Source organism: Litoreibacter meonggei (genome assembly GCF_003663885.1).
In the GTDB taxonomy this organism is placed as follows: domain Bacteria; phylum Pseudomonadota; class Alphaproteobacteria; order Rhodobacterales; family Rhodobacteraceae; genus Litoreibacter; species Litoreibacter meonggei.
This window is the reverse complement of record NZ_RCCE01000004.1, coordinates 17,371-39,506: the sequence shown is the minus strand read 5'-3', so window position 1 is coordinate 39,506 and position 22,136 is coordinate 17,371. Positions and strand designations below refer to the sequence as shown.

Below are 22,136 nucleotides of genomic sequence, written 5' to 3'. Positions count from 1 at the left end.
CCATGACACGTATCATCGCCTTGGCCCTGATCGCCGCCAGCCCCGTCTATGCCGCCGACTTCTCTGAAGGGTCCAGCGCGAAAAGCTGGAACCTCTATGCAGAAGCCCCTGCGCTCTTCGAGGCCAAGGTCGTCGACATCACCTGTGAGGTCACCGGAGATTGCCCCGACAATTGCGGCGACGGCGACCGCCAGCTGGGTCTTCTGCGCGCCGCGGATGATGTGCTGGTTTTCCCCAACAAGAACGCGCAAAGCGGCTTTCAGGGGGCCACCGTCGATCTTCTGCCGTTTTGCGGCAAGCAGGTCGACGTTGACGGGTTGCTGATCGAAGACGAAGACATCCAAGGAGCCACGAATATCTATCTCGTGCAAAAAGTCCGCGAGGTCGGCTCGGAAGACTGGGTCAAGGCCAACACCTGGAGCAAGGCCTGGGCCGCCAAATACCCCGAGGCCAAAGGCAAAGGCCCGTGGTTCCGCCGCGACCCGCGCGTCAATGCGCATCTGGCCGAGACCGGACATTTCGGGCTGGGCCTCGAGAAAGACGCGGAATTGATCAAGGAGCTTTTCGAGTGATCAAGCCTGTCCTTGCCCTGCTGGCGCTGTGTTCTCCGGCGCTGGCGGACCAATCCCCTCTGCCCTTCGATCTGGGCGGGGCGTTCGAGCTGGTTGACCAGACAGGGACCGCACGCACGCAGGCTGACCCGCAGGGACATCCGCAATTGCTATTCTTCGGCTATGCCAATTGCCGCGAAATCTGCTCTGCCGCGCTGCCAATGATGGCGCAGGTGGCGGATGCGGTGGCCGAACAGGGGATCACGGTGACGCCTGTCATGATCACCGTCGATCCGGCGCGTGACACGGTCGATAATCTCGGCCCCGCGCTGGCGCAGCACCATGAAGACTTCATCGGCCTGACCGGCACGGCGGCACAATTGCAAGTTGCCTATGACGCCTACCAGATCGAGACCGAGGAGGTCTTCACCGACCCCGAATATGGCCCCGTCTATGCCCATGGCAGCTTCCTCTATCTGCTCGACGCGCAGGGCAAGTTACTGACCCTCGTCCCCCCTGTCATCACACCGGAGGCGGCGGCAGGGATCGTTGCGAAATACACCCAAGGCCAAAGCTGATGGCCGATCTGTCGAGGCGTGCGCTGCTGACCGGCGGAGCAATCGTTCTGGCGGGTGGTGCTATTTACGCCGCTGGCGGGCGCAACCTGTTTTATTCCGCAATCACCGAGGCGTCGGAGGCCGCGCATATCGACCCGCCCACCGCACATGCGCAAGCCGTGGCGGGCGACATCCTGTTGGTCGACATTCGCCGCCCCGATGAATGGGCGCGCACTGGCTCCGGCGAAGGTGCCAACCGGCTCGACATGCGGCGTGAGGATTTCGTGGACGCATTGTTAACATTGACGGGCGGAGAGACTGCCCTGCCCGTCGCCCTGATCTGCGCGCGCGGGGTGCGCTCGGCGCGTCTCAGCAACCGGTTGGCGGCGGCAGGGTTCAGCAACATCATCGACGTGCCGGAAGGCATGCAAGGATCGCGGGCCGGTCCAGGTTGGCTGAAGCGCGGGCTTCCGGTGATCCGATGAAATGGCTCGCTGCATTGGCCCTTCTGGCCACCCCCGCCCTTGCCTGTGGCGACGCGGAACAGCCCTGCGAGCTGCCGCTTGGCAGTTATCATATCGAGGCACCTGATGCTGCGGATGGTTCGGTCCCTGCCGTAGTGTTCCTGCACGGCGCAGGTGGCAAAGGCACCGGCATCCTGCGCATGGGTGGCCCGATCCTGAAGCGTGGTTATGCGGTGATCGGCCCGAACGGGTTGAAACGCCCGAACTCGCGTTTCGGCTCCGGCTGGTCCTTTCATCCCGACCGGGTGCAACAACGCAACGAGCTGGCTTTTATCCGTGCCGTCATTGACGACGCCGTCGCCAATCATGGGGTGGATCGAGACCGTATCTTGCTGGCGGGGTTTTCCATTGGCGGGTCCATGACCTCCTATCTGGCCTGCGACGCGCCTGATCTGGCCCGCGCCTACGCCCCTGTGGCGGGCAGTTTCTGGCGGCCCCATCCGGCGATGGATGCGTGCAAGGGGCCCGTGAAGCTGCTCCACACCCATGGCTGGCGCGACACCACCGTGCCGCTGGAAGGCCGTCCTTTGGGCGGCGGGCGCATCTATCAAGGCGATGTGTTCCAAGCGATGCAAATCTGGCGCGAAACCAACGGCTGCAAAAACATGCGCGCCGATACGTTCGACACCTCGGGCGATTTCTGGCGGCGCAGTTGGGATACTTGCGACGCAGGCGCGCTGGACTTTGCGTTGCACCAAGGCGCGCATGGCATCCCCAAGGGCTGGGCCGTCATGGCGTTGGACTGGTTCGAGGCGCTGGAGTAGCTATTCGGCTGCGACCTGGTCAGCATTCTCCAAAACCACCCGAATGCGGGAACGTTCCCGCTTGGCGCTTTGGATGATCGCAGGGGCGTTGAACACCTCCGCGGTGCCAAGCTGGCGGGAGGTCCATTTGAAGCGCGTCAGCTTCGCACCGCTCAGCATCGACAAGGGCACCGCAAGGGCCAGAGACACCGCGATGGGCAGCAGCCACAGCGTGATGATCCCCTCGGCCATCCCTGCCACCAGCAAAACCCCCGCAATCATTTCCAGCGCGTGGAATTTCAGGACGGTAGTAAAGCCGTAGCGCCCGCCTTGGCGGGTTTGCGGGGTCCATGTTTCACGGTAACCGATCCATGTGCGGGCGACGGCAATGGTTTGTTGCACCATCAATATGGGCGCGTAGAGCACCGAGACGATGATCTCGGTCACGAAGGACAGCACGAACTGCCCTGCCCCACCCAGATCGCGCAGCGACGGGCCGGAGCGCAGCAGCGCGGCAGCCCCAAGGAACTTCGGCGCAAGCAGCATGCCATACATGAACACCAGAATGGCAAGGTTGCTGACATGGCTCATTTCGGGCCATGCCACCTGCGGGTTCTCGCCGGTGAAGTAGCGGATGACATTCGCCTCCTCGCCCTTGCCGATCAGCGCCCAGACGGTCAGCAGCGCGAACCATGCGGGGGATAGCAGATAGCCCATCGCGCCGTGGAACAGGTGGAAGCGGGTGACGGGGTGGAAACCTTTGGAGCCGAGGATGTTGAGGTGTTGTAGGTTGCCCTGACACCAGCGGCGGTCGCGCAGCACGTAGTCGATGAGCGTCGCGGGCACTTCTTCATAGCTGCCTTTGACCTGCGGCATGAAGCGGACGCCCCAGCCTGCACGGCGGAGCAACCCCGCCTCGACAAAGTCGTGGCTGAGGATCAACGCGCCCTTGGAGCGGAACGTGTCCAGCCGTGGCAGACCCGCACAGGAGGCAAAGGCGGCGGTGCGGATGATAGCGTTGTGGCCCCAGTAATTGCCCTCGTGATCCGCCCAGCGGGCGAGACCTTCGGCCAAAGCGGCACCATAAATGGTGCTGGAGAACTGCTGAACCCGCCCGAACAGGGTTTCCGCGCCGAACAGCTGCGGGAAGCTCTGGATTAGGCCGGCGGAGGGGTCGTGGGCCATTTCGTCGGTCAGGGTGATGATCGCCTGACCGGACATCAGACTGTCGGCGTCCAGCACCAGCATGGCGTCATAGCCACCGCCCCACCGCTGCACCCAATCGGCCAGATTGCCGACCTTACGGTCGATATTGTCGACGCGGCGGCGGTAGTGCAGCGCGATGTGGTCCGGCAGGTTGGCGCGCAACATGGCGAAGGCGCGCAGCTCCTGCTCGGCAATGACCTCGTCGCGGGTGTCAGACAGGATGAATAGCGTGTAGCTGTGCGGATGCTGCGTGCGGTCCAGTTCTTCAAGCATCGCGCAGGCGTTGCCGAACACATCCCACGGGACCTCGTTATAGACCGGCACCAACAGCGCCACATTCTGCGCGGGCGCGGGCTTGTCCTGCGCCGCGCGACGGGGGCGCATCATGTTGACCAGCCCGACAGTGACCGTCGAAACCGACAGGGAAATCCAGAAAAACGTGCATGCAATCAAGGCGATCAGCAGACCTTCGAACACCGACAACCCGCCCATGGCGAACCAGTCGGTGAAGGCGGCGATCAACCCGCCTGTGGTGATGATCGCGGGCAGAAACGTCGCCAGCCGCCAGAGCCGCGTGGACGGATCGTTGGGCAAGTCGGGTGCCGCCCCGTCGCGATAATCCGAGGACAGGTCTTGCACCGGAAACGCCAAAGGCTGTTCCGGCGGCATCATCGGCGCGCGTGCTATCGGGCCGTGCGCAGTCATGCCGTCCACCTGTAGAGCCACACTTCGGTCAATGATTTTCCGTCTTTCACCAGCTGCACCCTGAGTTCCGCCGACGCCACGTCGCCCGGCTCAAACTTGAACGCGAGACGCACGCCTCCGGTTCCATCGTTACGCTGCAAAATGCCGTCGCTGACGGTGCCGCGATTGGCGCTGATGAACCGCGTTATGTCTTCAAGATCCGCCTCTTTGGTGCCGAATGCCTCGTGATCCGCGAAGTCGACGGCCATGATGATATAGGGCTTTTCCTTGTCATAACCCTTGCCGATACGGCTGTTCAAAACGCGCGACACTGGCCGCGTGTCGGTCGGCTCGCCGCCCCATGCCATGTCGTAGGCGAAGCTGTAGCCTTGCCCTGCGGCCATCGGGTCACGGGGCCGCCAATAGGCGACGATGTTATCGTAGATTTCCTTGTCGGACGGGATCTCTACCAAGGTCACGGCCCCCTGCCCCCAATCGCCGCGCGGCGTGATCCAGAGCGAGGGTCGGTTGTGGTAAAGCGCCTCCAGATCGGCGTAGTCCTCGGAGTGGCGGGCGCGTTGCATCAGCCCGAAGCCGCGCGGTTTGGTATCCACGAAACTGGAGACCTGCAAGCTGGACGGGTTGGCCAAGGGCCGCCACAACATCTCGCCCGCGCCGTTCCAGACCAGCAGGCCCTCGCTGTCATGGACCGCCTCGCGGAAGTCGTCGAAGCGGGCGCGGTTGGTCTGGTCGAACAGGAACATCGAAGTAAGCGGGGCAAGCCCCACATGGGTCAGTTCCGTGCGCGGGTAGAGCGTGGCTTCCACCGTCACATGCGCGGGGTGGCCGGGGGTGATACGGAAGCTGTAGGCGCCTGTCGTGGACGGGCCGTCGAGCAAGGCGTGGACGGTGATTGTGGTGGCGTCATTTGACGGGGCCTCGACCCAGAAACGGGTGAATTCAGGGAACTCCTCGCCCTCCGCCTCGCCGGTGTTCAGCGCCAGACCGCGTGCGGACAGGCCATAAGTCTGGCCAGTGCCGATGGCGCGGAAGTAGCTGGCACCTTGGAACACCATGAATTCTTCGAAGCGGCCCGGTTTGGTTAACTCGTGGCGCAGGCGCAGGCCGGAATAGCCCAGCGTGCTGTCCATCGGGTCTTCGGCTTTCGCCGCATCCACCAACTCTTGCGGAAATGGGTCGTAGCGTTTGAACAGCGACAGATCGAAGCCCAGTTTACGGGCGGTGGCACCCTCGACGATGTTGATTTCGATCGGGCGCGGAAAGTAAAGGCCGGGATGGAAGAAATCCATCTGGAAGGCGCGGTCGGTGTCGGACCAAAGCGCCTTCTTGGTGTTGAAGACCAACGCCTTGTATTGATCATAGGTCAGGTTTTTCCACGTCTCCGGCACCTCTGGCATAGGGGCGTAGTCTTCGCCCGCAAGGCGCTGCGCTTCGGCCTTCAGCCAGTCGGGCGAGAACGGCACCGCCTCGCCTTTGAACATCGGCAAAGCCGTGGATGGCGACGCCAACGCGGCGGCCCCCAACATGGTCAGGAAAGAGCGACGAGACAGGCTCATGCGGCGGCCCCTTTCGCGGGCTTCCATGGGGTGCCTTTGATCCAACCCACGAAATACGCCACGGCAACCAGCGCTGCCACGCCTACAAAGTTAACCATGACCACGGTGCCGGTTTCACGTCCAATCTGGTCCATGGTGAAACCCGCGATACGGGCGAAGACCATGGAAAAAACAAACACGGCAAGACTTTGCTGGCCGACTTTCATGACGATCTTGACCAGTTTGCCCCACGCGTCCGACAGCGCCGAGCCGCCGGAAGACATCAGGCGATGCCCGCCCACGCCAGCCGCGACCCATGCCAGATAGGCCAATGCCAGAAAATGCACATAGCGCAGCAGGCCAAAGCCGGACTTGTCGATGAACGGCTTGTTGGCGACCCGCCATTCGATCACGGGATTGCCGTCGAACGCGCCGAACCATTCCTGGTTGACCGCGCGCACGCCGATATTGGACAGGGGGATGTTTGCCACGACAATCACTGCCGCGACTGCGATCAGCCATGTCTTGACCGGCGGGGCCGGAATCCAGCCACGCATGAAGGCGAAGCCGGTGAAGAAGATCAGTTGCCAGCCGAACGGGTTGAAAAACCAGTGGCGTTCAGACCACGGTTCCGCAGGCAGGCTCAACCACAAATGCTCGGCCCCAAGCCAAGACAGCAAGCCTCGCTGCGCGAACAGCCAAACGGTGGCGATGACGGCAGCGGTGAGCCACAGATTCACGCGGGACAGCGCCATGACGACCGGCATCATAACAAGGATCGCCATATACATCGGCAGGATGTCGAAATAGTTCGGCACATAGGTCAAAGAGAATATGCCAATCAGATTGTCGGCGGTGGTGGTGACGATCCCGGTGGTGCTGCCCGTGCGGCCTTCAAAGATCGGCACGAGGTTCAGCGAGTTAATATAGTTTTTCTCGAAAATGCCGAAGCTGTCCCACCAAGCGACCATCATGGCGATGGTGAAAAACATGCAGATATGCGCCCAGTAGACCTGCCAAACGCGGTAAGCTACGCGGGCGGTGCCAAGCAGCCACCCTGCGCGATCAAAGGTTCGGCCAAAGGCAATGGCGGATGCCATGCCGGAGCAGAACACGAAGATCTCGGTCGCGTCCGAAAAGCCCCACCGCGCGGGAATCCAGCTGGTGAAGAAGTTCCCGGGTGTGTGAGCAAACAGGATGATGAACATCGCAATGCCACGATAGAAATCAAGGCGCGGGTCACGGGTGGTGACGCCCGACGTGCCAGAGGCAGCAGGGCTTGCGGCAAAGCTTTCAGCGGCTTGCGACAAAGGGGATGTGGACGCCATGGTCATTTTCTTCGAGCCAGTTCTTTTTCGCGCTTATTCAGCAGGGACACTGGCCGTGCAAGTGCTTGCGTCGCGACCCTGCGAAATGAGCGAAAACCGCGCAGCGGCGTAGCCATCCTCCGACCCTGCCCGTTTGCGCATCCGGTCCTTCAGAATTGTCTCAGCTTCGTCCAGAAATCCTGCGCGGATGCCTGCGTCGATGGTCAAGCGCTCGAACACATCGCGCTGCGCGTGGGATCCTCCGATGTTTTGCATAGTCTGGCGCGCGCGCGACAGGTTTAGGAACGCAGTTTTGAAATCAGCTTCGCCAAATGCCTCGAGACCGGCAGCGGCACTCAGGCCGGGACGTGCCATAAGGCGGTCCATTTCCAAACGGTTCGATCTGGCGTCGCGATGCATGCGGCCCATCAGCTTGGTGATCGCCTGTTTGCGTGATCCGCCGATCAGAGCCAGCAGGTAGTGCAGGTCCGCGAAGATCAAGCAGCCATCTTCGGTACGGTTGGCCGACAGATCAGCCAACTCTTCCCAGCGGTCGCCGACATCAACACTGTTCTGTTCCAATCGCGACAACAGTGACGTGGCGTTGGAGATGTCTCGGTAATCATCGGTCTTATCGGCGCGGATTTCCGCATCATAGAGCGCCAGCACGACGTCATTCTGTCCAAGGTCGAGATGCATCAACGCCTTGTGCCACCACACATGGTAGCGGAAATTGTTGCAATGGGACCAAGCGGCTTCGCGCCCTTCAAGCCATTTCAGCCCGCCTTCCGCGTCGCAGGTCATATCGAACACGTGCGCTATAGCGTGAAGGCCCCATGCGTCATCGGGACTAACCGTCAGCCCCATACGCCCCACGGTCGCCGCCCGCGCATATTCGCCGGTCTCCTCCAAGGTAAAGGCGTGGCAGCCCATCAGGTAGCCACGTCCAGCATGGTCCGGCCCATAGGCACCCATCACGGCCTCGACCGACTTACGCATGCCAACGCCGTCGCCCAGAACAAAACGGATCGCGTGGCTTAGCTTCATTGCCAATGTGTCAGCAGGATGAACGGCCAACACATCTTCAAGGTGTTGGATCGCGGATGTCAGTCCGCCTTCATAAAACGCCTTCAGCGCCTTCACAAAGGACTGCTCACGGGCGGTGATCGGAGAGGTCATCACTGCGGCTTCCGCCAACCCGAGGGCCTCGCGGGCGGTCTCGCCCAACTCGCGGCGCCCCAACAGCAGGTAGAACATCCCCTTGACCGCATGGCCCAGAGCAAAGTTCGGATCGAGCGTCAGGGTTTCGCCCAGATGGGTCGGCGTGGTCGCCCCATGTGCCATAAACGCCAACAAGGTCTTGTTCCACGCTTCAAGCGCGTTGCGGGAATTGATGGTGGTTTCTTGCCCGAATACGTCTTGATACATGCCGAGGTCTCACTTTCGATTCTGACGCGGGGAACTTGCCCGCATCTTCTGTGATAGCGATTAGTCGTCATCGGTAAACGGTTCCGGCGCTGGTATAACGCATACGTGAGGCCGCGTGGGGGATCGGTGATCAATATTCCGCCGTTCAAGGGGAAAACGTGCAATTTTTCGCTATTTTGCGGGAGGTTGAGCGACGGGAAGGTTGAAAACCAAAATCGCGTGCATGTGCGCAAAACCATGCATTGGAGACATTTCTTGCTTCTTTGCGTAAGGTTGCAATACGGCCACCAGAACAAGGGCAGATCATGGCGCTTCGAGACAGCTACGGAAATGAGGCTTCAGCAACGTCACAAGCTGCTCTGGATCACTATGATCGTGGTATCCGATTGTTTCTGGGTGCAAACTTTGGCGCAACCGAAGCATTTCAATCGGCTGTTGATATTGATGACAACTTTGCGCTCGGTCACGTGGGTCTGGCTCGGTCCTTGATGATGTCGGGGCAAATGCTGCAAGCAAAGTCCGCAATCAGCCGCGCACAAGAACTTGGAGCTAAACTCGACATGCGCCAGCGTCAGCATATTGAATGTGTGGCGGCTTTGCTTTCAGGACAGCCACAAAAGGCGCGGGAATTGGTCCGGAGCCACGTCCGTGACTACCCCCGCGATGCGCTTGTTGCACAACTGTGTTCAAATGTCTTCGGGCTGATCGGATTTTCCGGTGAGGTCGGGCGTGAGGCGGAGCTTCTGGCCTACACCTCTGCGCTGCTGCCACATTATGGGGACGACTGGTGGATGATGTCGATGCATGCCTTGTCACTATGTGAAACAGGGCAGATCGAGGCGTCGACGAAGCTGATGGACAGAAGCCTTGCTTTGAATCCCCGCAACGCAAATGCCGCACATTTCAAGTCACATGCCCAATATGAAAACGGTGAAACGGTGGCGGGCCGCAAGTATCTGGCTAAGTGGTTGTCGGACTATGATGATCGCGCTGTCCTGCACGGGCATCTAAGTTGGCACTCTGCCCTTTGGGCGTTGCACGATGGCGATGAAGCCGCAATGTGGGGTGCGGTCGATGCAGGCGTCGGGCCCGGATCAGCGAAAGGCTTGCCGATCAACATTCTAACCGACACCGCCGCGATCTTGTATCGCGCTGATCTTGCAGGTCTGTCGGTAAACCCGGATCGCTGGACTGAGCTGAGTGATTACGCGCTGCGGTTCTTCCCGGAAACAGGCCAGAGTTTCGCGGACATGCATGCCGCGTTGAGCCATGCAATGGCAGGAAAAGGCGAGCGTCTGGCCCATATTGCGGATACGGCCAAGGGGTTAGCAGGTGACCTAGTTCAACCTCTGGCCCGTGCATGGGGCGCGATTGCGCGTGAAAACTGGAGCGATGCCCTTGTGGAGCTTGTGCAGGTCATGGGGACCACCGAGCGCTTAGGCGGCAGCCGCGCGCAGCGCGACCTTTTGGAACTGACCTATGCTAACGTCCTTCTCAAGCTGGGAAAGACGGCAGAAGCACACCGATGTCTATCGACGCGCAGGCCCGTACTTTCCGCCTCTCCACCCATAGCGGCATTTCAATCTTAGGTGAGTTTCCGGCTTCGCATGATCTTTGACAAAACTCCTCGCAGGAATGGCTGCCCCTCTCAGGTCTTCCTAGCCAAGCCCTAGTCCTTAGCTGTCATCCCTGCACTTTGCCGCAGCCAATCCAGCACCGCGTCGGTGTCCTCCCCAAAATGCGGCGGCGGACGCTGGTAGGTGACGGGCGTTTTGGAGAACTTCAACGGGTTGCCGATCAAGGACACCGCCCCGTCTTTGACATCGGGCCGTTCCATCTCGATTTTCATCCCGCGCGCGGCGACCTGATCAGACGCAAACACTTGCCCCAGCGTATTCACCGGCCCGACCGGAACCTTGCGCATCTCCAGCCCGTCGATGATGTTCTGCATGGTCCGCTCGACCAGCAGACCTTCTATGATTTTCAACAACTTGGTGCGATTCTCGATCCGCGCCGGATTGGTCGCGAAGGCGGGATCTTCTGCCAGATCGGGGCGGCCAAGATAGTCGCAGAACCGCGCGTATTGGCTGTCATTTCCTACGGCCACCAGCACATGCCCGTCAGAGGCCTCAAACGTTTGGTACGGCACGATCGTTGCGTGCTCGTTACCTTGGCGTTTGCGCTCCTTGCCGGTGGTAAGATGCGCCACGCCTTCGTTGATCAACCACGCGATCTGGCTGTCGACAAGGGCCAAGTCGATATGCTGGCCTTCACCCGTCGCATCCCGGTGGCGCAACGCCGCCAGAATACCGATGGTGGCGTACAGACCGCAGACCACGTCCGCTATGCCGACGCCCACCTTCATCGGGCGTCCCTCGGGTTCACCCGTCAGGGACATGATGCCTCCGAAGCCTTGCGCCATCAGATCATACCCCGGTTTGTCGCGGTTCGGCCCCGTTTGTCCGTAGCCGGAAATCGAGCAGTAGACGAGCTTCGGATGGGCCTTCAAAAGGCTCTCGTGATCCAGCCCGTATTTTTTCAGACCATCTGGTTTGAAGTTTTCGATCACCACATCTGCCTGTGCGGCCAGCTCGTGAATAATCGCTTGGCCCTCCGGCGTGGCGATGTCGACGCCAACCGACAGCTTGTTGCGATTGGCACACATAAAGTAAGCCGAAAGGTCGGTGCGTGCTCCGTCCGCGCCGTCGACGAATGGAGGGCCCCATTTGCGAGTATCATCACCGTCCGATCCGGGGTTTTCGATCTTCCAGACCTCCGCCCCAAGATCACCCAAGAGCTGCGTGCAAGTCGGGCCTGCCAGAATGCGGCTGAGATCCAGCACTTTAAGTCCGTCCAAAGTGCTTACCATTTGCCCGTCCATCATTGCTTCACAAATACCTCTGCCCGTTGTCCATCAGGTGCCCGTCAGTTGCCCTTGGGGACCGAGGGGCGTGGCATCAAAATCTAGATACGCCCGTCATACGCCTTACGGTCGATCACGGCGGCGATAACGCTGAACGTCTCAGCCTGCATCGCTGCCGTCAAGGCGTCTCGCAACTCGGCACGGGAGGTAACCGTATGCCCCTGCCCGCCAAACGCCTGCCCGATAGCGGCGAAGTCGTGATCGGCAAAATCCACGCCCGCATTGGTCATCTGCCGCTGGCGTTGCTTCAACTCGATCAAGGCCAGCGAACGGTCGACAAACACAACGAAGATAGTGTTCAGCCCATGCTCTTTTGCAGTAGACCATTCACCCGCGACCATCAGCGCCCCCGCATCACCTGAAAAGCTAACGACAGTGCGGTCCGGAGCCGCGTATTTGGCCCCCATGGCCAACGGCACAGCACAGCCCATCGTGCACAGCGCGGATGATTGCAGCAGCGTTCGCGGCGTGTGGCATGTCCACATCTGTGACAGCAAAATCCGGTGCGCGCCGCTATCCACCGTGGCGATGGTGTCGTCCGGTAGCATGTCGCGGCATTCCGCAATCACGGCACTTGGCCCCCACGCGTCGGTCGCCGGAAACGCGTTGGCCAACGCCGCCTTGGTGGCCGCCACTTCACCATCAGGCCATGTGTCGTGGTCGCCCCCCTGGCCCGACAACGCCCGCAAAGCTGCAGTTGTGTCACAAACAAAACTAAGGCCCGCCTGATGCATGTAATGGTGGTTTGGCTCGGATGTGATGTCGATCACCCGCACTTGGTCGGGGTTCCAGACGTCCCGCCATCCCGGGCGCATCTCTATCGGGTCATAGCCCACGCAAAGCACCAGATCAGCCGCACGGACAAGCGGCAACAGATGCGTGTCGGCCAACGGCGACAGCCCGGCTCCGCCCAGTGCCAAAGCGTGGGTTTCCGGTATCACGCCCTTGGCTTTGTAGGTCGTAACAACCGGCGCTCCGTAGGTCTCGGCAAAGTGCAACAGCTCCGCGTGACTACCATCATACAAAACGTCCAAGCCGGCAATTATCACCGGACGCTCTGCCGCATCGAGCCATGTTTGCGCCAATGCCAGATCTCCACCTGAAGGCGCGGTTTGACCGGCAGGTGCACGGCGGCGCAACTTCGGCGCGGCGCGGGCATCGGCGACGGAAATCGGGACGTCAATGTGAACGGGGCCGTTGCGCCCCTCGGTGGCGATGCTCACAGCTTTGTCTGCCACGATATCTGCGCCGTCGGCCGTCAGGGTAAAGGTCGCCTTGGTGATTTCCTCAAACACACGCGTGTGATCAAGCACTTGGTGCGTGTAGGTCAATGCCTCGTCCGGATCAACGCAGCCGGTTAAAACGATCATCGGGACCCGCTCTTGATGCGCGTTGGCCACCGCATTTACGCCATTCATTGCCCCCGGCCCGACGGTCGCCACCAAAATCGCAGGAGCGCCGTTCACATGATGCACCCCTTCGGCCATGAACCCTGCGGCATTCTCATGCTTGCACAAGACAAACTCGATCCCCGCCTTTTTCAACGCGTCGATCAGCGTCAGAACTTCGCCTCCGGGCATGCCGAACGCGTAGCGACAGCCTGCCTCGAAAAGCCGCTCCGCAAGCAGGTCAGCGGCGCGCTTGGGGCTAGTCATGTCCGTCTCCTTCAAAGGCCTATTCGCTGGTATCAACTGGCAGCGGCTTCGGCAATGGCTTTGAACAGCACGTCCAGTTCTGACGCCGCAGCCCCGAGATCGGGACCCGCTTCCTCCAAATAAGGCGCAAACACCAAGGACGGCGTTTTGTAGCTGAGCGTCGCCCCAGCGTCAGTTTCAGTTACATACATGCGGATAGGAGCTTCGATCATTGCAGCCGTGGACAAGGCCAGAATACGCACAGCAAACTTGTTGTTGAACACGCCGATCACACGGTTACCCGGAATGGAAATGCCACGCGCCTTTGCCGCCGCCGTTGGCCCCGCTTGGGTCACAACCCCCATCTTGTTGGCCTTCACCGCCACTTTCACGTCATCCACAAGCTGGCCGTAGGGTTTGGTGGTCTCGATAACCACCCAACCGTCACGGGGCGTCATATCGGCAAATCCAATGCTGCCCCAAAAACAAAAAACTACACTCAACAAGATGCGCATGCTTGATCTCCAGCTGGTCATAAATACTCAGAAATTCATGCCCGAGACCTGCGCACATCGCCAATCACATCTTCGCTAACGCTCACCTCACACGCAAAAGGCCCCCAAGCATCCGCTTGGGGGCCTTTTCAAACAAAGTCGTGCGCAGGCAGCGCCTGCGCCCAATCAAATTACATGCGGGACGCGACGTTTTCCCAGTTCACCAGATTGTCCATGAAGTTGGACAGGTATTTCGGACGCGCGTTGCGGAAGTCAATGTAGTAGGAATGTTCCCACACGTCACAGCCCAAAAGCGCGGTTTGCCCGAAACACAGCGGGTTCACGCCGTTCTCGGTCTTGGTAACTTTCAGCCCGCCATCGGTGTCTTTCACCAGCCAGCACCAGCCGGAGCCGAACTGGCCCGCGCCCGCAGCTGAGAATTCTTCTTTGAACTTGTCGACAGAGCCGAAGCTGTCTTTCAACGCCGTTTCCAGCTCGGATGGCATTGCAGATTTTCCCGGGCTCATCATTTCCCAGAACTGGTTGTGGTTCCACAGCTGCGAGATGTTGTTGAAAATCCCGCTTTGCGCAACGGCGCCCTTATCATAGGTGCCCTTGATGATCTCTTCGAGGGATTTGCCTTCCCATTCAGTGCCCTTGATCGCCTTGTTGCCGTTCTCCACGTAAGCGTTGTGGTGCTTGTCGTGGTGATATTCCAGCGTCTCCTTGGACATGCCGGCATCCGCCAGCGCATCATGGGCGTATGGAAGGTCAGGAAGTGTAAAAGCCATTATCTGGGCCCCCTTTTTGGACGTGAGAAATTCTACGAGCTATAACTGAGCGCCCAAGGCCGCGCGGTCAAGGCTCGTTTGGATAACACGCGAATAATCAAAGTAGTTCCATGAGATATCAGCGGCGTGGCCAAACGAGGATAATACTAAGCATCCATTTCTTGACGTGCAGCAATTACCCTATGGTAAACCTGATCGTCATTCCGCTCCTCATGAGTGGCAATGGTCAAGTATCTGCGCGTTTTCCCCGCCTTTTCAAAAATTACCCAATCACCGGTCAGCCGACCTCGCTTTGACCGATCATCTAACCCTCCGTCCAGCATCTCAGAAATCACCTCGTGAAGTATCCGATGATCAACAACTTGCTCTTCGTATTTCTCTAGCAACGCAGCCATCCTTTTCTCTCGCATGGGATGTCCTGTTTCGTTCAAAACGTTGGTTACCAACGCTCCAATCGATCTGCCACCCGTCGGTTGAAAATGAAGCTTAAACAAACCCTTGAGCGGAGGTCTTCTAAATCTATCAGCTTTCTTCATGCCGTTGCGCTGGCCGTTCTCATTGCAAGAGATTGCTTGAGCAATGGCGTCTGGTTCCTGCCCTCCAGTTTCATAGCTGTAAGCGACTTGGCGCAGCAGGTGTGGACTACAAAAGGACAATATCCCGCGGACTGCGAACCAGTGCCTCGTGTAGTCTTGCGAATTCATTGGGCGCCTTCAACATAATTTGAAACTTGTAACGACTGTTTACAAAAAACCAACCTCAGAACCCGTCCTCGCCGACATGCTCAGCACGTCGAACACATATTGTGCCTCGGAGCGGAAGCAGACCAGCTCGAACGTGGTCTCGTCGCGCATCCAGAAGGCCACCGCAGCTTGCGCAAGTCTTGTGCGGCGGAACATGCCTGTGGTGAAGGCCTCGCGGGACAAATCGACCGGCGACAGCTTGGCCAGCACCTCGCGCGCGCCCGCGCCCTCGATGGTGAACACGGCGCGCGCGTCGGAGACGTTGACGGCCAGTGCATGCTCGCCTTCCAGCGCCTTGGCGATCCGCGTGGTGGCATCGACCACGTCCGCATAGGGCACCATCACCAGTAACTCGTCGGGAGACATCCACGCGACGGCCTTGTCGCCCGCGCTGTTGCATGCGCGTTGCGCAGGGACGTCGACGCCAGCGGTGGATTTGACCGCCTTTTTCAGTTTCGCCGACGACAGATCGCCGCGCAGGGTGATCATTCCGCGCAATCCGGCTTCGGTGATGGTCGCGAAGCCTTCGGAAGTCGCGCCTTGCAAGGCGCTGACAGCATTAGACATTTTGCTTCTCCCCTTCGGGGTCATAGAACACGGCACTGACGATTTTCGCCTGCACGATAGAGCCGTCGAGATTGGGGAAATCAACCACCTCTCCCATCCGGTCCGGCCCGTTATGGATCAACCCCATGGCGATCCCTTTGCCCAAGGTCGGCGAGTGGTAGGTCGAGGTCACGCGACCTTCAGTGTTGCGCTGACCGTTAGCATTGGTGCCGTCCGCAACCGCATAAGCGCCGTCGGGAAGGGTCGAGCCATCGACGGTTTCCAAGCCGACCAACTGCCAGCGGTCGGGATCGGTCATGTGCACCCGCTCCTGCGCACGCTTGCCGAGGTAGTCTTCCTTCTTTTTGGACAGCGCCCAGTTCAGGCCAAGGTCTTGCGGGATGATGGTGCCATCCGTCTCGTCCCCGATCATGATGAAGCCTTTCTCAGCGCGCAGGATGTGCAACGCTTCGGTGCCGTATGCAGTGGCGTTAAACTCTGCGCCCGCCTCGTGCAGCGCGTCCCAGAACGCGCGTGTCTGGCTGGCGGGGACGGCAATCTCGTAGCTCAGTTCGCCGGAGAAGGAGATACGGAAGACGCGGGCGTCGAAATCGCCGATTTTTCCCTCTTTCCACTCCATGAAGCCCAATGCCTCTTTGGACAGATCCATGCCGCCCAGCTTCTCCAGCACCTTGCGCGCGTTCGGGCCCACAACGGCGATCTGGCCGTATTGCTCGGTCGCGTTGACGGTGTAGACCTTCCAGTCCCACCATTCGGTTTGCAGCCATTCCTCCATGTGCCCGTGGATACGCGAGGCCCCGCCGGTGGTGGTGTGGCAGAGCCATGTATCGTCGTCGATCCGCGCGACCACGCCGTCATCGGTGAGGAAGCCGTTTTCGGTGCACATGAGGCCGTAGCGGCATTTGCCCGGCTTCAGGTTGGACATCATGTTGGTATACATCATGTCGAGGAATTTGCCCGCGTCCGGTCCTTTGACGATGATCTTGCCAAGGGTGGAGGCGTCCAGCAGGCCAAGGCTTTCACGGGTGGCCTTGACCTCGCGATGCACCGCTTGTTTTACCGTCTCGCCGCTGCGTTGGTAGCAATAGGCGCGACGCCAGTGGCCGACCGGTTCCCAGTACGCCCCGTTCTCTTCGCCCCAAGCGTGGAGCGGCGTGCGGTTGAGCGGCTGGAAGATGTCACCGCGCGCCTCGCCGCCGATAGAGCCCATGGAGATAGGGGTATAAGGCGGGCGGAAGGTCGTGGTGCCAACGGACGGGATTGGCGCGTTCAGGCTGTCCGCAAGGATCGCCAAGCCGTTGATGTTGCTGAGCTTGCCTTGATCGGTTGCCATGCCGATGGTGGTATAACGCTTGGTGTGCTCGACGCTCTCGTAGCCCTCTTGCGCGGCAAGCTGGACATCGGACACCTTCACGTCGTTCTGGTAGTCCAGCCACATTTTGGAGCGCAGTTTGTAGCCAGCACCTTGCGGCATTTTCCAGACGGGCAGCATCGGAGCCTCGTCTTGGGCGTTGGCTTTCGGGGCCGCTGCCTTGGCGGGCTTGTGACCAGTGCGTTTGGCGGCGGTTTTGCCCGCCTGATCGGCGTCGGCCAGCGCGGACGTGCTGTCCATCGCGCCATTGGCGATGCCGGCGGTGATCACGAACGGCTCGCCCTGCGCGTCTTTTGGGGCGGCGTTGGGGTTGGGGCGGAAATGGGCTTGCGCGTCGTCCCAGACCAACTTGCCACCGCAATGGGACCACAGATGCACCACCGGAGACCAGCCGCCGGACATGGCGACCGCTTCGCAGTCAATCGGCTCCAGCGCGTTGCCTTCCCCTGCATGGGCGCAAATCTCGACGCCGGTGACCCGCTTGGAGCCTTTGACCTTGGCAATGGCCTTCCCGTTTTCGACGCGGATGCCCAAGGCACGGGCCTCGTCCGCCAGCGCGCCGCCACCCTGCGGGCGGGCGTCGATGATCGCGGGGATTTCAAGTCCTGCCTGTTTCAGGTTGATCGCCGTGCGGTAGGCGTCGTCATTGTTGGTCACGACCACCGTGCGGTCGCCAGGGCTGACGGCCCAGTTTGTCGCGTAGTCGCGCACGGCAGACGCCAGCATGACGCCGGGGATATCGTTTCCTGCGAAGGCCAGCGGGCGCTCGATCGCGCCTGTCGCGGTGATGATCTGGCCCGCACGAATGCGCCACAAACGATGACGCGGAGCATCTTGCGCAGGGGCGTGGTCGGTCAGGCGTTCATAGGCCAGCGCGTAGCCGTGGTCATAGACACCCGCCCCCATGGTGCGGATGCGTAGGGAGACGTTGTCCATCTTTTCAAGGGTTTGGATGGCGTCGTTGATCCATGCGTCAGCAGGTTGACCGTCGATTTCAACGCCATCGACAGGCGCGCGGCCTCCCCAATGGGCGGTCTGCTCGATAAGAAGCACCTTGGCACCTGCCTCACCTGCAGCCTTGGCCGCTTGCAGTCCCGCGATACCGCCGCCGACGATGAGGACATCGACGAAGGCGTAGAAATGTTCGTAGCGGTCCGCGTCGCGGTCTTTGGGGGCTTTGCCGAGACCCGCCGCGCGGCGGATGAACGGCTCGAACACGTGTTTCCACGCGGGCGCCGGAGCCATGAAGGTCTTGTAGTAGAAGCCCGCAGGCATGAAGCGCGAGGCGTAGTTGTTGACCACACCCACGTCGAATTCAAGCGAGGGCCAGTGGTTCTGGCTTTCCGCCGTCAGCCCGTCGAACAGCTCCGTCGTGGTGACGCGGGCGTTGGGTTCGAACTCCCCGCCTTTGCCGAGATTGACGAGGCCGTTGGGTTCTTCCGCGCCGGACGCCACCACGCCGCGCGGGCGGTGGTATTTGAACGAGCGGCCCATGAGCATCTGGTCATTGGCCAGCAGCGCCGAGGCGAGGGTATCGCCTTCGAAACCGCGCATGGTTTTGCCGTTGAACTGGAAGCTAACCTGCTTGGCTTTGTTCAGCAGTCGGCCGCCGGTGGACAGTCTGGTGCTCATGAGTTCGGGCCTTCGTCTGTGTGGAAGGGTCGGACCCTCCGGGGGAGGTATTTGTGAAGCAATGATGGGGTCATGTCGCGCCCTGCCAGTTTTTGAAGCTCCAGTCGGGGCGTTTGGCGGTAATGGCGTCGATGATGTCTTTGGGCGGCTCAAAGGTTTGGGCGGGATATGTGCCGAAGACCTCCAGCGTGGTGGTGTCGCGGGCGGCGTGGAACCACTTGCCGCAGCCATTGGCGTGACGCCAGCGCTCCAGATGCACGCCGCGCGGGTTGGCGCGGGTGAACAGGTAGTGCTCGAACGCGTCATCATCGGAGCCGACGGTTTCGCGTTTGATATGGGCCTGACCACCGCCATGCAGCTCGGTTTCCTCGGCTTTGACACCGCAATAGGGGCATTCAAGGATCAGCATGGGGCGCTCCTTTGGACAAACGCGAAAAAGGCGGGTGCCGCGTGGCACCCGCCCTTATGGGGGAGGAAAACAGTGTGTTGAGTATCAGCCGCCGTCGGCAGGGACCGTAGTTGCAGGCGCTGTGACAGCGGGAGCATCGAGCGATTCTGGCGCGACCATGGTTTCACCTTCGGTGACCGAGCCGGAACCCAGCATGGCGAGCACGATGATGAAGAGGCCGATAAGAACGGCGGCAACGACGAGGCCGGTCGTGCCGACGCCTTCGTTGTGGGTGGTGTAGTCAGACATGGAAATACCTCCTGTGGTGAGGTGTCCATCATGGCGGGTTGGGCGCATGGCTCAACGGTGTGTGGGGTTTGGTGCCGGTTTCGGCGGGGGGCAGCCGGAATGGGTGCTACACATGCGCAGGGCTTTGCCGGTTGCGCACGGCTCAGGGCGATTTGGGACCGTCCGCGCGTCTGCGCGACCGGCCCGTCAAAGAGAGTTGATCTTGGTTGGGGATCAGTTACTGGCGTCGCCAGAGACTGCCCCCTCGACGGCCTCGGCAGCGCCTTCAACGGCAGATCCTGCGCCTTCGATGGTAATGTTGACGTCATCCTGGCCAGACGGAGCTGATCCGGAGAAAATAACATAGGCGAGGAACGCCACAACCACGACCAGCGCGCCGACGACAATGCCCATGCCGGCCCCGCCGCCAGTCGTTGTTGTGGTGGTGGTGTGCGTGCGCTCTGTGTTGTCAGAGTGTGACATCTCGGGTCTCCTGTGGTGTTTGCTTTCGCCACCACAACCCGTCGGAACCAGAATTGGTTCCCGTTAAACTTATGACCAAGATCGCAACACATCTTAGTGTGCCACCCCAGCCGCCACGGACTCGTCAATGAACCGGCCCTCTTTGAAGCGGTCCAGTCCGAACTCGGCGGTGAGTGGCGAGTGGCCTTTGGCCACCAGCTCTGCCATCGCCCAGCCCGACCCCGGAATAGCCTTGAAGCCGCCCGTGCCCCAGCCGCAATTGATGAAACAATTGCCCAGCGGGGTTTTCGACAGGATCGGGGAGCGGTCGCCGGTGACGTCCACGATGCCGCCCCACTGGCGCAGCATCTTCAGGCGCGACAGCATCGGGAAGGTCTCGATCAGCGCGCGCACGGTTTCCTCGATATGCTGGAAGCTGCCGCGTTGGGTGTAGTTGTTGTAGCCGTCCGTGCCGCCGCCGATGACCATCTCGCCCTTGTCGCTTTGCGACATGTAGCCGTGCACCGTGTTGGCCATGACGACGATATCCATGCAGGGTTTTATCGGCTCGGAGACCAGCGCTTGCAGGGCGACGGATTCGATTGGCAGCCGGAAGCCTGCAAGCTCCGCCACATGGCCGGAATTGCCCGCGACGACGATGCACAGCTTGTCGCAGTCAATCTCGCCCTTGGTTGTGGAGACGCCTTTGACTTCGCCGCCCTCGCGCCGCACGTCGGTGACTTCGCATTGCTGGATGATGTCCATGCCCATGTCGGAGCAGGCGCGTGCATAGCCCCACGCCACCGCGTCGTGACGTGCGGTGCCGCCGCGGGCCTGAAACAGACCACCCAGCACCGGATAGCGCGGGCCGTCGATATTCATGATCGGGCAGATTTCCTTGACCTTTTGCGGGCCGATGAATTCGGTTTTCACGCCTTGAAGCGCGTTGGCGTAGGCCGTGCGCTGGTAGCCGCGCACCTCGTGGTGGGTTTGCGCCAGCATCAGCACGCCGCGCGGCGAGAACATGACGTTGTAGTTCAAATCCTGGGACATGGTCTCGTAGAGGGACCGCGCCTTCTCATAGATCGCGGCCGACGGGTCTTGCAGGTAGTTCGACCGGATAATCGTGGTGTTGCGCCCGGTGTTGCCGCCGCCAAGCCAGCCCTTTTCGATCACGGCGACATCTGTGATGCCGTGGTTTTTGCCAAGGTAGTAAGCCGTGGCAAGGCCGTGGCCGCCTGCACCGATGATGATGACCTTGTATTTCTTCTTTGGCGTGGGCGAGCGCCATGCGCGCTCCCAACCGGAGTGGAAGCGGGCCGCCTCGCGGGCGATGGCAAAAGCTGAATAGCGTTTCATTGCGAATGGTCCCTTCGGGAGGCAGCGTCGCGCCCGTTTTGCGACAGGACAGGCGGGCGCGTCCCATCGGTTTCGGCATATCACGCGCCGCTTGCGACACGCCAGCACCAAGCGCGGCAAAAAGTGACGCAGGTGTGGACTTTCGGGCGGTGCTCCCCCTATCTGGAACGGAGCAAAAAGGCGCAGACCATATGGGCGAGATATTTGACGAGATGACGGCGTTTGCCGCCGCCCTGCCCCCGATGCGGCCTGTCGTCGGGCTTGATTTGGGGACGGTGACCTTGGGTGTAGCGGTGTCCGACAGCTTCCTGTCGGTCGCCACCCCGCTGGAGACAATCAAACGCAAGAAATTCGGACTGGATGCCGCCGCCTTGATGGCGATCATGGAGAAGCGCTCGGTCGCGGGGATCGTGCTGGGGCTGCCTTTGAACATGGACGGCAGTGAGGGGCCAAGGGTGCAATCGACCCGCGCCTTTGCCCGCAACCTGTCGCGCCTGACGGATGTGCCGATCACCTTTTGGGACGAGCGCCTGTCCACCGTCGCCGCCGAACGTGCGCTTTTAGAGGCGGATACGTCGCGAAAACGTCGCGCGGAGGTCATAGATCATGTCGCCGCCGGGTTTATCCTGCAAGGAGCGCTGGACCGCATCCGGCATATTAAGGCGAACACATGAGCGACGACATTTGGCAACGCGACGAGGTAGAGAGCCCCTGCATCAAGGTGTGCATCGTGCATCCCGCAGAGCGTATTTGCACCGGCTGCTTGCGCACCATAGACGAAATTGGCGCGTGGTCGCGTATGTCCAACGAGGCCCGCACGGCGCTGTTGGAGGAACTGCCGTCCCGCGCGGCGCGCCTGAAGGTGCGTCGTGGTGGACGCAAGGCCCGCGTGGGGTAGCGTCTGGGGCCATGTGGCCCTATGGACAG

Annotated in this window: 22 protein-coding genes; 7 read left to right on the top strand and 15 right to left on the bottom strand. The window is 60.7% G+C overall.

Annotation, left to right across the window (positions count from 1 at the left end; genetic code table 11):
* Window positions 1-2: 2 nt before the first annotated feature.
* From BCF46_RS12115 to BCF46_RS12100, 4 genes are read left to right on the top strand one after another with little or no spacing between them, the layout of a single operon-like run.
* A complete protein-coding gene (locus tag BCF46_RS12115) occupies window positions 3-572 on the top strand; it encodes a hypothetical protein (RefSeq protein ID WP_121024626.1) in 570 nt (189 codons plus the stop codon).
* Entirely contained in the window at window positions 569-1,129 is a 561-nt protein-coding gene (locus BCF46_RS12110) for an SCO family protein (RefSeq protein WP_121024624.1), read from the top strand. Before BCF46_RS12115 ends, BCF46_RS12110 begins: the two co-directional genes overlap by 4 nt.
* The gene (locus BCF46_RS12105) at window positions 1,129-1,593 is read left to right on the top strand and encodes a rhodanese-like domain-containing protein (RefSeq protein ID WP_121024622.1); all 465 of its coding nucleotides are present in this window, start codon (window positions 1,129-1,131) and stop codon (window positions 1,591-1,593) included. The genes BCF46_RS12110 and BCF46_RS12105 overlap by 1 nt, the downstream gene beginning before the upstream one ends.
* Window positions 1,590-2,396, top strand: coding sequence for a CE1 family esterase (locus BCF46_RS12100; RefSeq protein WP_121024620.1), 807 nt, complete (start codon window positions 1,590-1,592; stop codon window positions 2,394-2,396). Before BCF46_RS12105 ends, BCF46_RS12100 begins: the two co-directional genes overlap by 4 nt.
* Here the strand turns inward: BCF46_RS12100 and mdoH are convergent, their stop codons facing one another.
* From mdoH to BCF46_RS12080, 4 genes are read right to left on the bottom strand one after another with little or no spacing between them, the layout of a single operon-like run.
* The gene (mdoH, locus tag BCF46_RS12095; protein ID WP_170157929.1) at window positions 2,397-4,286 is read right to left on the bottom strand and encodes a glucans biosynthesis glucosyltransferase MdoH; all 1,890 of its coding nucleotides are present in this window, start codon (window positions 4,284-4,286) and stop codon (window positions 2,397-2,399) included.
* Window positions 4,283-5,842 carry an OpgD/OpgG family glucan biosynthesis protein gene (locus BCF46_RS12090; protein ID WP_121024618.1) on the bottom strand — a complete coding sequence of 520 codons (1,560 nt, stop codon included), beginning with the start codon at window positions 5,840-5,842 and terminating at the stop codon, window positions 4,283-4,285. The genes mdoH and BCF46_RS12090 overlap by 4 nt, the downstream gene beginning before the upstream one ends.
* Entirely contained in the window at window positions 5,839-7,149 is a 1,311-nt protein-coding gene (locus tag BCF46_RS12085) for an OpgC family protein (protein WP_121024616.1), read from the bottom strand. The genes BCF46_RS12090 and BCF46_RS12085 overlap by 4 nt, the downstream gene beginning before the upstream one ends.
* A 33-nt stretch (window positions 7,150-7,182) precedes the next feature.
* Window positions 7,183-8,556, bottom strand: a complete 1,374-nt coding sequence (locus BCF46_RS12080) for a tetratricopeptide repeat protein (protein ID WP_121024615.1) — start codon at window positions 8,554-8,556, stop codon at window positions 7,183-7,185.
* A gap of 305 nt (window positions 8,557-8,861) precedes the next feature.
* Between BCF46_RS12080 and BCF46_RS12075 the strand changes: the two genes are divergently transcribed.
* Window positions 8,862-10,145, top strand: coding sequence for a tetratricopeptide repeat protein (locus tag BCF46_RS12075; RefSeq protein WP_121024613.1), 1,284 nt, complete (start codon window positions 8,862-8,864; stop codon window positions 10,143-10,145).
* A gap of 80 nt (window positions 10,146-10,225) precedes the next feature.
* On the opposite strand, the gene BCF46_RS12070 is transcribed toward BCF46_RS12075, so the two are convergent.
* The 11 genes from BCF46_RS12070 to BCF46_RS12020 form a co-directional block, all read right to left on the bottom strand.
* Entirely contained in the window at window positions 10,226-11,425 is a 1,200-nt protein-coding gene (locus tag BCF46_RS12070; RefSeq protein ID WP_121025367.1) for a CaiB/BaiF CoA transferase family protein, read from the bottom strand.
* A gap of 95 nt (window positions 11,426-11,520) precedes the next feature.
* Window positions 11,521-13,134, bottom strand: a complete 1,614-nt coding sequence (locus BCF46_RS12065; protein ID WP_121024611.1) for a thiamine pyrophosphate-binding protein — start codon at window positions 13,132-13,134, stop codon at window positions 11,521-11,523.
* 32 nt (window positions 13,135-13,166) lie between these two features.
* Window positions 13,167-13,628, bottom strand: a complete 462-nt coding sequence (locus tag BCF46_RS12060) for a DUF302 domain-containing protein (RefSeq protein ID WP_211332812.1) — start codon at window positions 13,626-13,628, stop codon at window positions 13,167-13,169.
* A 170-nt stretch (window positions 13,629-13,798) separates the two neighbouring features.
* Window positions 13,799-14,398 (bottom strand): superoxide dismutase, encoded by a 600-nt coding sequence (locus BCF46_RS12055; protein WP_121024608.1) that lies wholly within the window; start codon window positions 14,396-14,398, stop codon window positions 13,799-13,801.
* Between the two features lie 146 nt (window positions 14,399-14,544).
* Window positions 14,545-14,934, bottom strand: coding sequence for a hypothetical protein (locus tag BCF46_RS12050; RefSeq protein ID WP_170157928.1), 390 nt, complete (start codon window positions 14,932-14,934; stop codon window positions 14,545-14,547).
* Window positions 14,935-15,141: 207 nt separating this feature from the next.
* Window positions 15,142-15,708 carry a sarcosine oxidase subunit gamma gene (locus BCF46_RS12045; protein WP_121024604.1) on the bottom strand — a complete coding sequence of 189 codons (567 nt, stop codon included), beginning with the start codon at window positions 15,706-15,708 and terminating at the stop codon, window positions 15,142-15,144.
* On the bottom strand, window positions 15,701-18,712 hold the full coding sequence (locus tag BCF46_RS12040) for a sarcosine oxidase subunit alpha family protein (RefSeq protein WP_121024602.1): 3,012 nt from the start codon (window positions 18,710-18,712) through the stop codon (window positions 15,701-15,703). Before BCF46_RS12040 ends, BCF46_RS12045 begins: the two co-directional genes overlap by 8 nt.
* A 70-nt stretch (window positions 18,713-18,782) precedes the next feature.
* Window positions 18,783-19,121: a sarcosine oxidase subunit delta gene (locus BCF46_RS12035; protein ID WP_073140954.1), complete on the bottom strand. Its 339-nt coding sequence runs from the start codon at window positions 19,119-19,121 to the stop codon at window positions 18,783-18,785.
* A gap of 84 nt (window positions 19,122-19,205) precedes the next feature.
* Window positions 19,206-19,409: a hypothetical protein gene (locus BCF46_RS12030; RefSeq protein WP_121024600.1), complete on the bottom strand. Its 204-nt coding sequence runs from the start codon at window positions 19,407-19,409 to the stop codon at window positions 19,206-19,208.
* A 213-nt stretch (window positions 19,410-19,622) separates the two neighbouring features.
* The gene (locus BCF46_RS12025; protein WP_121024598.1) at window positions 19,623-19,871 is read right to left on the bottom strand and encodes a hypothetical protein; all 249 of its coding nucleotides are present in this window, start codon (window positions 19,869-19,871) and stop codon (window positions 19,623-19,625) included.
* Window positions 19,872-19,964: 93 nt separating this feature from the next.
* Entirely contained in the window at window positions 19,965-21,209 is a 1,245-nt protein-coding gene (locus BCF46_RS12020; RefSeq protein WP_121024596.1) for a sarcosine oxidase subunit beta family protein, read from the bottom strand.
* Window positions 21,210-21,400: 191 nt separating this feature from the next.
* Here BCF46_RS12020 and ruvX point away from each other — a divergent pair, with 191 nt between their 5' ends.
* A complete protein-coding gene (gene ruvX, locus BCF46_RS12015) occupies window positions 21,401-21,883 on the top strand; it encodes a Holliday junction resolvase RuvX (protein ID WP_170157927.1) in 483 nt (160 codons plus the stop codon).
* Window positions 21,880-22,107, top strand: coding sequence for a DUF1289 domain-containing protein (locus tag BCF46_RS12010; protein WP_121024594.1), 228 nt, complete (start codon window positions 21,880-21,882; stop codon window positions 22,105-22,107). The genes ruvX and BCF46_RS12010 overlap by 4 nt, the downstream gene beginning before the upstream one ends.
* Window positions 22,108-22,136: the final 29 nt, after the last annotated feature.

Bases quoted from the DNA above. Each gene is read 5' to 3' on its own strand.
- BCF46_RS12115 (WP_121024626.1), top strand. From the start codon at position 3: ATGACACGTATCATCGCCTTGGCCCTGATCGCCGCCAGCCCCGTCTAT.
- BCF46_RS12105 (WP_121024622.1), top strand. From the start codon at position 1,129: ATGGCCGATCTGTCGAGGCGTGCGCTGCTGACCGGCGGAGCAATCGTT.
- BCF46_RS12100 (WP_121024620.1), top strand. From the start codon at position 1,590: ATGAAATGGCTCGCTGCATTGGCCCTTCTGGCCACCCCCGCCCTTGCC.
- mdoH (WP_170157929.1), bottom strand. From the start codon at position 4,286: ATGACTGCGCACGGCCCGATAGCACGCGCGCCGATGATGCCGCCGGAA.
- BCF46_RS12090 (WP_121024618.1), bottom strand. From the start codon at position 5,842: ATGAGCCTGTCTCGTCGCTCTTTCCTGACCATGTTGGGGGCCGCCGCG.
- BCF46_RS12085 (WP_121024616.1), bottom strand. From the start codon at position 7,149: ATGGCGTCCACATCCCCTTTGTCGCAAGCCGCTGAAAGCTTTGCCGCA.
- BCF46_RS12080 (WP_121024615.1), bottom strand. From the start codon at position 8,556: ATGTATCAAGACGTATTCGGGCAAGAAACCACCATCAATTCCCGCAAC.
- BCF46_RS12075 (WP_121024613.1), top strand. From the start codon at position 8,862: ATGGCGCTTCGAGACAGCTACGGAAATGAGGCTTCAGCAACGTCACAA.
- BCF46_RS12070 (WP_121025367.1), bottom strand. From the start codon at position 11,425: ATGGTAAGCACTTTGGACGGACTTAAAGTGCTGGATCTCAGCCGCATT.
- BCF46_RS12065 (WP_121024611.1), bottom strand. From the start codon at position 13,134: ATGACTAGCCCCAAGCGCGCCGCTGACCTGCTTGCGGAGCGGCTTTTC.
- BCF46_RS12060 (WP_211332812.1), bottom strand. From the start codon at position 13,628: ATGCGCATCTTGTTGAGTGTAGTTTTTTGTTTTTGGGGCAGCATTGGA.
- BCF46_RS12055 (WP_121024608.1), bottom strand. From the start codon at position 14,398: ATGGCTTTTACACTTCCTGACCTTCCATACGCCCATGATGCGCTGGCG.
- BCF46_RS12050 (WP_170157928.1), bottom strand. From the start codon at position 14,934: ATGAAGAAAGCTGATAGATTTAGAAGACCTCCGCTCAAGGGTTTGTTT.
- BCF46_RS12045 (WP_121024604.1), bottom strand. From the start codon at position 15,708: ATGTCTAATGCTGTCAGCGCCTTGCAAGGCGCGACTTCCGAAGGCTTC.
- BCF46_RS12040 (WP_121024602.1), bottom strand. From the start codon at position 18,712: ATGAGCACCAGACTGTCCACCGGCGGCCGACTGCTGAACAAAGCCAAG.
- BCF46_RS12035 (WP_073140954.1), bottom strand. From the start codon at position 19,121: ATGCTGATCCTTGAATGCCCCTATTGCGGTGTCAAAGCCGAGGAAACC.
- BCF46_RS12030 (WP_121024600.1), bottom strand. From the start codon at position 19,409: ATGTCTGACTACACCACCCACAACGAAGGCGTCGGCACGACCGGCCTC.
- BCF46_RS12025 (WP_121024598.1), bottom strand. From the start codon at position 19,871: ATGTCACACTCTGACAACACAGAGCGCACGCACACCACCACCACAACA.
- BCF46_RS12020 (WP_121024596.1), bottom strand. From the start codon at position 21,209: ATGAAACGCTATTCAGCTTTTGCCATCGCCCGCGAGGCGGCCCGCTTC.
- ruvX (WP_170157927.1), top strand. From the start codon at position 21,401: ATGGGCGAGATATTTGACGAGATGACGGCGTTTGCCGCCGCCCTGCCC.
- BCF46_RS12010 (WP_121024594.1), top strand. From the start codon at position 21,880: ATGAGCGACGACATTTGGCAACGCGACGAGGTAGAGAGCCCCTGCATC.